Genomic DNA, 9,118 nt, shown 5'->3' with positions numbered 1-9,118 from the left:
AGTGAAACATCTCAGTACCCAGAGGAAAGGAAATCAACCGAGACTCCCGTAGTAGTGGCGAGCGAACCGGGACCAGCCCAGCGGCTGTTCTGTAATAACTGGAAGTGTCTGGAAAGTCACACCAAAGTAGGTGATAGTCCTGTACAGGTAAAAAACAGAGCAGTCCTCGAGTAGGACGGAACACGTGAAATTCTGTCTGAACATGGGGGGACCATCCTCCAAGGCTAAGTACTCCTAATCGACCGATAGTGAACAAGTACCGTGAGGGAAAGGTGAAAAGAACCCCGATAAGGGGAGTGAAATAGACCTGAAACCGGATGCCTACAAGCAGTGGGAGCACCATTAAGGTGTGACCGCGTACCTTTTGTATAATGGGTCAGCGAGTTAGTCTGTCATGCAAGCTTAAGCCGATAGGCGTAGGCGTAGCGAAAGCGAGTCTTAAACGGGCGCTCAGTATGACGGATTAGACCCGAAACCCGGTGATCTAGATATGGACAGGTTGAAGGTTGGGTAACACCAACTGGAGGACCGAACCCATCGACGTTGCAAAGTCGTGGGATGATCTGTGTCTAGGGGTGAAAGGCCAATCAAACCGGGTAATAGCTGGTTCTCCGCGAAATCTATTTAGGTAGACCGTTATGACCTCACCTTCGGGGGTAGAGCACTGGAAGGGCTAGGGGGGCGCGAGCCTTACCAAACCTTACCAAACTCCGAATACCGAAGAGTGTAATCATAGCAGACAGACTACGGGTGATAAGGTCCGTGGTCGAAAGGGAAACAGCCCAGACCAACAGCTAAGGTCCCCAAATGACGACTCAGTGGAAAAGCAAGTCGGATGTCCATAACAACCAGGAAGTTGGCTTAGAAGCAGCCATCTTTTAAAGAAAGCGTAATAGCTCACTGGTCTAAATAAGACGTCTGGCGGCGAAGATGTAACGGGTCTTAAGTCGTCTACCGAAGCTTTGGATGCACACTTTGTGTGCGTGGTAGCGGAGCATTCTGTAAGCCTGCGAAGGATAACCGCGAGGTTATCTGGAGGTATCAGAAGAGAGAATGCTGACATGAGTAACGATAAAGAGTGTGAGAAACACTCTCGCCGAAATCCCAAGGGTTCCTGATTTAAGTTAATCTGATCAGGGTGAGCCGGCCCCTAAGGCGAGGGCGAAAGCCGTAGTCGATGGGAACCACGTTAATATTCGTGGGCCAGTGGATGTGTGACGGTGTCCGTAAATTGTTCTTCCTTATTGGATTGGAAGGGCCGTGAAGGGCATCCAGGAAATAGCCTCCACACAGACCGTACCCTAAACCGACACAGGTGGGATGGTAGAGAATACCAAGGCGCTTGAGAGAACTGTCCTGAAGGAACTCGGCAAATTACTTGCGTAACTTCGGGATAAGCAAGCCCTGTCAGAAGGCAACTTTTGACGGGGGGCACAGACCAGGGGGTAGCGACTGTTTATCAAAAACACAGGGCTCTGCGAACACGCGAGTGGACGTATAGGGTCTGACGCCTGCCCGGTGCCGGAAGGTTAAAGGGAGGAGTGCAAGCTCCGAACTGAAGCCCCGGTAAACGGCGGCCGTAACTATAACGGTCCTAAGGTAGCGAAATTCCTTGTCGGGTAAGTTCCGACCTGCACGAATGGCGTAACGACTTCCCCACTGTCTCCAGGGCAGACTCAGTGAAATTGAATTCGAGGTGAAGATGCCTCGTACCCGCAGTTAGACGGAAAGACCCTATGAACCTTTACTATAGCTTCACAGTGGCACCATGATTGTAACGTGTAGGATAGGTGGGAGGCTTTGAAGCCGGGACGCTAGTTTCGGTGGAGCCAAAACTGAAATACCACCCTTTGCTCTTGTGTTGTCTAACCGAGGTCCGTTATCCGGATCCGGGACCCTGTGTGGTGGGTAGTTTGACTGGGGCGGTCGCCTCCTAAAGAGTAACGGAGGCGCGCGATGGTGAGCTCAGGACGGTCGGAAATCGTCCTTTGAGTGCAATGGCATAAGCTCGCCTTACTGTGAGACTGACACGTCGAACAGTGTCGAAAGACGGTCATAGTGATCCGGTGGTTTCCGCATGGAAGGGCCATCGCTCAACGGATAAAAGGTACTCTAGGGATAACAGGCTGATAGCGCCCAAGCGTCCATAGCGACGGCGCTGTTTGGCACCTCGATGTCGGCTCATCTCATCCTGGGGCTGTAGCAGGTCCCAAGGGTATGGCTGTTCGCCATTTAAAGAGGTACGTGAGCTGGGTTCAGAACGTCGTGAGACAGTTCGGTCCCTATCTTCTGCGGGAGTTGGAGTCTTGAGAGGATCTGCCCTTAGTACGAGAGGACCGGGGTGGACGTACCACTGGTGTACCAGTTGTTCCGCCAGGAGCAGCGCTGGGTAGCTATGTACGGACTCGATAACCGCTGAAAGCATCTAAGCGGGAAACGAACCTCAATACCAGGACTCCCTATCAGAGCCGTTATAGACTATGACGTTGATAGGCTGGATGTGGAAGAGCGGCAACGCTTGAAGCTAACCAGTACTAATTGCTCGATCGGCTTGAATTCTTATCCGCAAAGGTTTTCTTTCGGGAAAATCCTTTCCGGGTCACGCGCAGCGGTCAACCCGTTGCGGGAATGACAGGCACTTTGATAGTTCCTTAACTTGGAGAAAAATGAGTTCGGATGATCCGGTGGTTACAGCAGGAGTGCAACACCCCTTCCCATCCCGAACAGGTCCGTGAAACCTCTTAGCGTCAATGGTACTGCATCTTAAGATGTGGGAGAGTCGATCGCTGCCGGATCTTCCCAGCTCATGTTTACATTTTCAAACCTGTTTGCGGTGCTTTGTCTATGAAAGCCATACAATTTAATCTCTGTTTTGATGCTTACTTTGCGGCACCCCTTATAGGTGTCGGCTTTGTGCGTGATAAAAACAATTTCGTTTTGGAAGACGGGCAAACACAGCTTGTTATCAAACGGTGGCATGGGAAATTTTCTAATGCGTGCCAGTGCACTAATTTGTCTCTATTATTACGTCATAAATTTTTAAGAAATCTTGAGAAAGAGCAGGTCTCAGGGTATCCAAAATTAATTAGTGATTATCCCGTAAAAGAAAAAATATCTGTTTTTCGTTTTTCAAGATTTTCATGGAGGTATCGGCCTCAAAATTTGGGTATAAGAGAGTACGATGAAGTTGAGTATGGTCGGGCGGATGACATAAAAAATATACTGTTTCCTTTGGTAAATAAAATTAAAAAAGATGGCTTAGAACTTTCTAGGTATTTGAAGCCAGAAGTTTTGTATCGGCAAATTAAAAAGAATGGAGAGAATGCTTACTGCGAGAATATTTGGTTAGAGGATTATGAGTTCTATTTATCAAATTGTAAGTAAGCTTTGATTACCCCCAATCTTCTGGAACATAGATGCAATAGCCGTGTTCGTCGGTGCGGCCGGAATCAGTGAAGCCGTTGCGTTCGGCGGCGGCGCGGGAGGGGCCGTTGTCTGGCGGTATGGTCGTAATGATCGGTCCCTCGAAGCCGATGGCCTCAAGATACTCCTTGCGGGCCTGATAAAGCTTATCCACCAGCCTTTGTCCGCGGCGGTCGTCCGCCATTTCCGAGCCTGCGAACAGTGCGGTTGTCTGTTCCCCGTTCCTGATGAATTGAATAGAGGTCTGGCCGATCAGGCGGTCCTTGTCGAACATCCCGAACATCACAAAGTCGCCCGTGACCGTGGTGGCCTCGAACAGGGCTTGCCATGTTGCCGGGTCGTCGAGGTTCCTGCCCTCTAAAATCCCGCTGAAATGGTGCGGATCGCGAAGGCTTTTGTAAAAATCGCGGTACGCCTCCCCGTCGGCGGGGCCGATTTGGCGGACGGTGAGTTGCGCGTTACGGTCGAATTCGGGTCTCATGTTCTATTATTAACATCATTTCTATTCTATAGCTTTCTTTTGCTTATTTTTCAGCAAAAACAGCGTATCAAATTCTTTACATTTTTTCTGTAACCCCTTAAATTCTTGGCAGTTTTTTGGATCGGTCAGTTCGGGATTTTTGCGCTCATGTGCTGGAGCGGGGAAGCATCGGCGGTTCTTGCCACTTTGGGGTTCGCCACGACGGCCTATGCCGCGTATCAGCGCGAAAGTCCGCGTCTTTACATTTCTCTGGCCTATTTTTCCCTGATGGAGATGCTGCAGGCCTATACCTACAGCGTGATTAACCTGTGCAGCCTGCCGTCCAACCAGATCGCCACGATCTTCGGGTATTTGCATATTACGTTCCAGCCGTTCTTCATCAACCTGATTTCGATGTACTTTATTCCCGATAACGTACGGAGACGCATCGAGATTCCGGTATATACGATTTGTTTCGTATCGGCGATTGTGATGCTGCTGCAGCTTTATCCGTTCGAGTGGGCGGGGCAGTGTGCGCTGGGTGAAAAGATGTGTGCGCGGCAGCTTTGCTCTGTCAGCGGCAACTGGCATATCGCGTGGGAGGTGCCGGTGAACGGGCTGACCAATTTCCTCGTCGGCGATACGTGGACGGATTTCCTGACGCTTTACCCGACTTATATGATTGCGGGGATCATCCTGCCGTTTCTTTACGGTTCCTGGCGGTTTACGATTTATCATTTCCTGGTCGGACCGCGGCTGGCCATGCTGCTGACCGATAATCCAAACGAGGTGGCGGCGATCTGGTGCCTGTTGTCGATCGGGATTCTCATTATCGTGGTGAAAACGCCCGTCCGGCATTTGATGCCCGTCAAGCGCTGGCCGCTGTGGTTTGGGTTGAATCCGCCCCGTGAGGAGAAGCGGGACGATGAATCGGCGCAGAATGAGGGCGGGGATTATTCCGGGACGCAGGCGTCCGCTGAATAATATTTTTCAGCATATTGTTTTTCAAGTATTTTTTATTTGCGAGAGCGCCGTATCGTATTCGTGTTTCAGGCGGCGGATCAATTCCGCGCAGGCGGGGATGTCACGGATGCTGCCCACGCCTTGCCCCGCCGACCAGATGGTTTTCCAGGCTTTGGCTTCCTCTTGTAACAGTTTGAGTTTTTTTACGTCAGCCTCGGCTTTTTTGAGTTCGTTCAGGTCGAAGCCCGCCTGCGTCAGACTTTTGGCCATGAAGTTGCCCGGCACGCCGCTGATTGCGGGGGTGTAGACGATCTCCGCGCTGGTGGAGTCGCAGAGCATTTGCTTGTAAGCGGGATCGGCGGCGGATTCGGTTGTGGCGATGAAGCGTGTGCCCATATAGGCGCAGTCGGCGCCCATCACTTGCGCGGCCAGAATATCCTTGCCGTGCGAGAGAGCGCCCGCGAGGATCAGAAGCCCATCGTAAAATCCGCGGATTTCGTTGACGAAGGCGAAGGGGTTCAGGGTTCCGGCGTGGCCGCCCGCGCCCGCCGTGACGGCGATCAATCCGTCAACGCCCGCTTTGGTGGCCTTGTGCGCGTGGTGGAGGGTGGAAATATCGTGAAGGACTAATCCTCCGTAGGCGTGGATGGCGCCGATGATGTCCTCCCGCAAGCCGAGGGAGGTGATGATGACCGGAACCTTATGTTTGATGCAGATGTCCAGATCGGCCTGCAGGCGGGGGTTGGCGGCGTTGACGATCAAGTTCACCGCGTAAGGCGCGATTTTGGTCTGCGGGTTATCGGTTTTAGCCTTTTTCAGAGCGGTTTCGATCTGCGCCAGCCATTCGTCCAGCCCTTCCGTCGTGCGCTGGTTCAGGGCGGGGAGGGCGCCGATGACGCCGTTGACGCAGGCGGCGATGACCAGCTCCGGGTTGGAGATCAGGAACATCGGCGCGGCGATGAGGGGGAGGGTGAGATTTTTTGTTAGGTTATTGGCTGTCACTTCAGCTTACCATTAAATTGTGCACATGTGTTTTTATTTTCATAATATTATATATTCATAGATATAGTTTTGTTATCATACTGCCTATGAGAAAAAATATTCAGCGTATTTTTAAGCTTGTTCAAGAATGGTGGGAGGGTGAGCCCTATACCCCTGTAAATGATCCTGTTTCTAAAGTAGTGATTATAGACACCGGGAGGCGGATAAAGCCTAAAATTAGAGTTTTTTGTGAGAAAGTTATTTTTTCGCATTGGCAGTTTTGGATAGGCACAACGATTGCTGTTGTTGGTCTTTCGCACTCATAAAATAATTTAATCAAACAGACTCAACTGACCATCCTCCGGCACGGGGCGGAAGTGTTTGGTGGATAGTGCGGCGCGGGGTTTGTCGAGGCCCAATTTCTTTACATTCTGCCTGAAGGTTTCGGCAATGAGTTCCGCATACGGGCCTTCGCCCGTCTTGCGGACGCCCCAGCGCGTGTCGTTCAGCTTGCCGCCGCGCACGTCGCGGATGCGGCCCAGAATGCGGTCCTTCTTGAGGGGCAGGTTTGTCTCCAGCCAATCCTGAAACAAATCCCGCAGGCCGTGGGAGAGGCGGACGATGATATAACCCGCCGTTTGCGCTCCGGCTTCGGCGGCGGCCTTCAGCAGGTCGGGGAGTTCGTGGTCGGTCAGGCCGGGGATGATCGGGGCGGTCATTACCCCCACGGGGATTCCGGCCCTGGCCAGCGTTTCTATGGCGCGAAGGCGGGCCTTCGGGGGAGAGGTGCGCGGTTCCATCGTTTTCTGCAGATCCGCGTCCAGCGTGGTCAGGGAAATATAGGCGGCCGCCCCGTTCCAGCGCGCCATATCCTGGAGGATATCCAGATCGCGGGTGATGAGGTGGTTCTTGGTAATCAGGCCGACGGGATTCCTGAATTCGGCCAGAACCTCGAGGCACTGGCGGGTGAGTTTGAGTTTGCGTTCGATAGGCTGGTAGCAATCGGTCACGCCGCTCAGGGCGATCATCTGCGGGGTCCATTTTTTCGCGTTCAGCTCCTTTCTCAGGAGTGCGGGGGCGTCGGTTTTCACGAAAATCTTGCTTTCGAAGTCGAGTCCGGCGGAGAGGCCGAGATATTCATGGTTCGGGCGGGCGAAGCAGTAAATGCAGCCGTGTTCGCAGCCGCGATAGGGGTTGAGCATCACGCCGGGGCCGATATCGGGGCTGTCGTTGTAAACCAGCACGGATTTGCTGTGGTCGCGGAAGAACTGCGTTTTCAGGGGTGCCTGTTCAAACTCCTCCAGGTCGCCGGGCCAGTCGGCGCGGTCGGTTTTGGTGAAATCTATCTCCAGTTTTTCAAAACGGCCGGACGGGTTATCGGTCGCGCCGCGGGCCTTGTGCTGATGATGGAGAATCTCTGACATGGCCTGTTGTAGCATAAAACGCGAAACTGTTCTATATTTGTTCTTTTTGCATTTGCAAAAATTCTTCGGAGGATTTATAGTTTCCGCAAATCAATAATTTTTATGGGGTGAAGTATGGGCGGCGCAAATCAACCTCCGGCAGGGACAAGGGTCAACTGGCGCGACAGCATTGAGTTGCAGATTTCAAATCCCGATTTGCGGGCGCGGGTGGAGCGGTTTCTCGACTATATGCAAACGGCGCGATTCGAGTATGCGCGGCAGGATCCCAATACCGGGCGGATTACACGGGAAACGCTGACGGGGCAGCAGCTTCTCGGCGATATCGCCGCGCGGCGGAATGTCTATGTTCAGTCGGGGATGGCGGATACGCTGCGGGAGGCAGGGATCATGGGGCCGAATCGACGTTTTGTGATCGCGCAGCATGACCGCCCCTTTGACGGGCAGGTTCAAAATAGCGCCAATACGGCCTTTGCGCGGGTTAACGGGCGGGATTATCCGCTTGCGATCCAGATCGGCACGGATTATCTGCGCGGGGCGCGGTTTTTCGATGCTCAAGGGGGGCTGCATCCGGTGACCGTCGAGGGGGTTCTGGCGAATGAGCTGGGCCATCTGGCGACCGGGAAGCCCGGCGATCAAATGACGATCGACATTGAGAATATTATCGCCGTGCAGCTTGGTGCCGCGCAGCGGGTGGGCGAGGAGATTTCATTCTCACGCAATGCCAATGGCGGGTTTCAGAGTCTGCTTCCTGCTGCGGGAGGAACGGCTCCCGCGCCTAAGGAGGCGGCTCCCGTGACCGGGCCGCCGAAACTTTAAGCGGGCCTGTTTTTTATTCTCCTTCTCCGCCTTGTTTTGCGCTATTCTATGGAGGTTGACGCGTTGCTTGATTGCGGAGGTGCGCCATGCAGAAAATGCCGTCTTACGTTCATATCATTTTTTGGCTGCTTGTCGTGTCGCTCATGGCTGTGGCGCTTTTGTATATCTGGTTTCCCGATGCTGTTTCCGAACAGGCGTTCGTCAAGGTCGGAGTCAGTTTCGCGGTTGTGCTGATCGGGTCGGTGGCGATGTCATTGATCGGAAAATCGATGAAGGGCGGATGCTGCCCGCACGGGGAGGAGAAGAAAAGCTCCGATCCACAGCCCTAAGAGTTGAGCTTTTTCAAATCTTCCCTGATTGCGTTTTTTTCATCTGCGAAGGACTGCGAATCCAGAACGGCGTTCAGGTGTGTGCGGGCCAGGTCGTTTTTCCCCAGATGGTGCGCCATGTATCCGGTGAGGTAGGAGCGCATGGGGCTAGGGTTACGGCCAAAACCCCAGAGCGAGTCCATCTCCTCATCGCTGTGGAGAAGAATATCCAACATTCTTTCATCACTCTGCAGGTTTTCGAACCACGGCAGGGCCAGGGTTTCGATTTGTTTGTGGGCATCAGTCATTGCCTCCTCAAGATATTCCCCCTTCGGTCCGATATACCAGATATCCCTGCGTCGGAACTTTCGTTTGAAAAGGCCGCCACTGAGATGCTGCGGGATCGTCCGTTTCAATGTCAGGCGGAAGGGGCAGCGGAATTCCTCGAACAGAAGGTGGCCGCTTTTTGCCGTTTTGATTTTTCCCTGACGGAAGAGGGGGAAGGCGCTGTGCGTGCAGCCGAGATTGACGGAAAAGGAATGGGTGGTGCAGCCTATATTTTCTGCCAGACAGGAATTGAAGGATTGAACGTTGATCACATCGGTCTGATTTCCTGAAAACCTCCAGCCGTTGCGCGGCGTAAAGTGCGAGAATCCCCGCGCCTTCAGAAACGGGCGGATGATGTCCTTAATGGCGCGATTGACGGTCTTGCTGTCCATGTGCCCCGCCTTAGCTAAGAAGAA

7 protein-coding genes, 2 rRNA genes and 1 pseudogene (1 of these 10 only partly in view) are annotated in these 9,118 nt (G+C 53.0%); 6 read left to right on the top strand and 4 right to left on the bottom strand.

Annotation, left to right across the window (positions count from 1 at the left end; genetic code table 11):
- The 3 genes from IPN28_13065 to IPN28_13055 form a co-directional block, all read left to right on the top strand.
- Positions 1 to 2,559 (top strand): 23S ribosomal RNA (locus IPN28_13065); it begins 188 nt to the left of the window's first position.
- A gap of 121 nt (positions 2,560 to 2,680) precedes the next feature.
- Positions 2,681 to 2,795: ribosomal RNA gene (gene rrf / locus IPN28_13060) — 5S ribosomal RNA — on the top strand.
- A gap of 49 nt (positions 2,796 to 2,844) precedes the next feature.
- On the top strand, positions 2,845 to 3,384 hold the full coding sequence (locus tag IPN28_13055; protein ID QQS57153.1) for a hypothetical protein: 540 nt from the start codon (positions 2,845 to 2,847) through the stop codon (positions 3,382 to 3,384).
- A 7-nt stretch (positions 3,385 to 3,391) separates the two neighbouring features.
- Here IPN28_13055 and IPN28_13050 read toward each other — a convergent pair whose 3' ends face one another.
- Positions 3,392 to 3,904 (bottom strand): GNAT family N-acetyltransferase, encoded by a 513-nt coding sequence (locus tag IPN28_13050; GenBank protein ID QQS57152.1) that lies wholly within the window; start codon positions 3,902 to 3,904, stop codon positions 3,392 to 3,394.
- Positions 3,905 to 4,051: 147 nt separating this feature from the next.
- Here IPN28_13050 and IPN28_13045 point away from each other — a divergent pair.
- A pseudogene (locus IPN28_13045) lies at positions 4,052 to 4,762 on the top strand (hypothetical protein).
- A gap of 126 nt (positions 4,763 to 4,888) precedes the next feature.
- On the opposite strand, the gene IPN28_13040 reads toward IPN28_13045, so the two are convergent.
- Positions 4,889 to 5,794: a nitronate monooxygenase gene (locus tag IPN28_13040; protein ID QQS58638.1), complete on the bottom strand. Its 906-nt coding sequence runs from the start codon at positions 5,792 to 5,794 to the stop codon at positions 4,889 to 4,891.
- 365 nt (positions 5,795 to 6,159) lie between these two features.
- On the bottom strand, positions 6,160 to 7,266 hold the full coding sequence (locus IPN28_13035) for a PA0069 family radical SAM protein (protein ID QQS57151.1): 1,107 nt from the start codon (positions 7,264 to 7,266) through the stop codon (positions 6,160 to 6,162).
- Between the two features lie 99 nt (positions 7,267 to 7,365).
- Here IPN28_13035 and IPN28_13030 point away from each other — a divergent pair, with 99 nt between their 5' ends.
- The gene (locus IPN28_13030) at positions 7,366 to 8,067 is read left to right on the top strand and encodes a hypothetical protein (GenBank protein ID QQS57150.1); all 702 of its coding nucleotides are present in this window, start codon (positions 7,366 to 7,368) and stop codon (positions 8,065 to 8,067) included.
- A gap of 86 nt (positions 8,068 to 8,153) precedes the next feature.
- Positions 8,154 to 8,396, top strand: a complete 243-nt coding sequence (locus IPN28_13025) for a hypothetical protein (GenBank protein ID QQS57149.1) — start codon at positions 8,154 to 8,156, stop codon at positions 8,394 to 8,396.
- On the opposite strand, the gene IPN28_13020 is transcribed toward IPN28_13025, so the two are convergent.
- On the bottom strand, positions 8,393 to 9,094 hold the full coding sequence (locus tag IPN28_13020; GenBank protein ID QQS57148.1) for a DUF4304 domain-containing protein: 702 nt from the start codon (positions 9,092 to 9,094) through the stop codon (positions 8,393 to 8,395). The two genes, IPN28_13025 and IPN28_13020, sit on opposite strands and share 4 nt — an antisense overlap.
- Between the last annotated feature and the right edge of the window lie 24 nt (positions 9,095 to 9,118).

This window comes from Alphaproteobacteria bacterium (genome assembly GCA_016699735.1).
GTDB lineage: Bacteria > Pseudomonadota > Alphaproteobacteria > Micavibrionales > Micavibrionaceae > JAGNKE01.
Note: the sequence above shows the minus strand (reverse complement) of the source record. Positions and strands in the feature narration are given on the sequence as shown.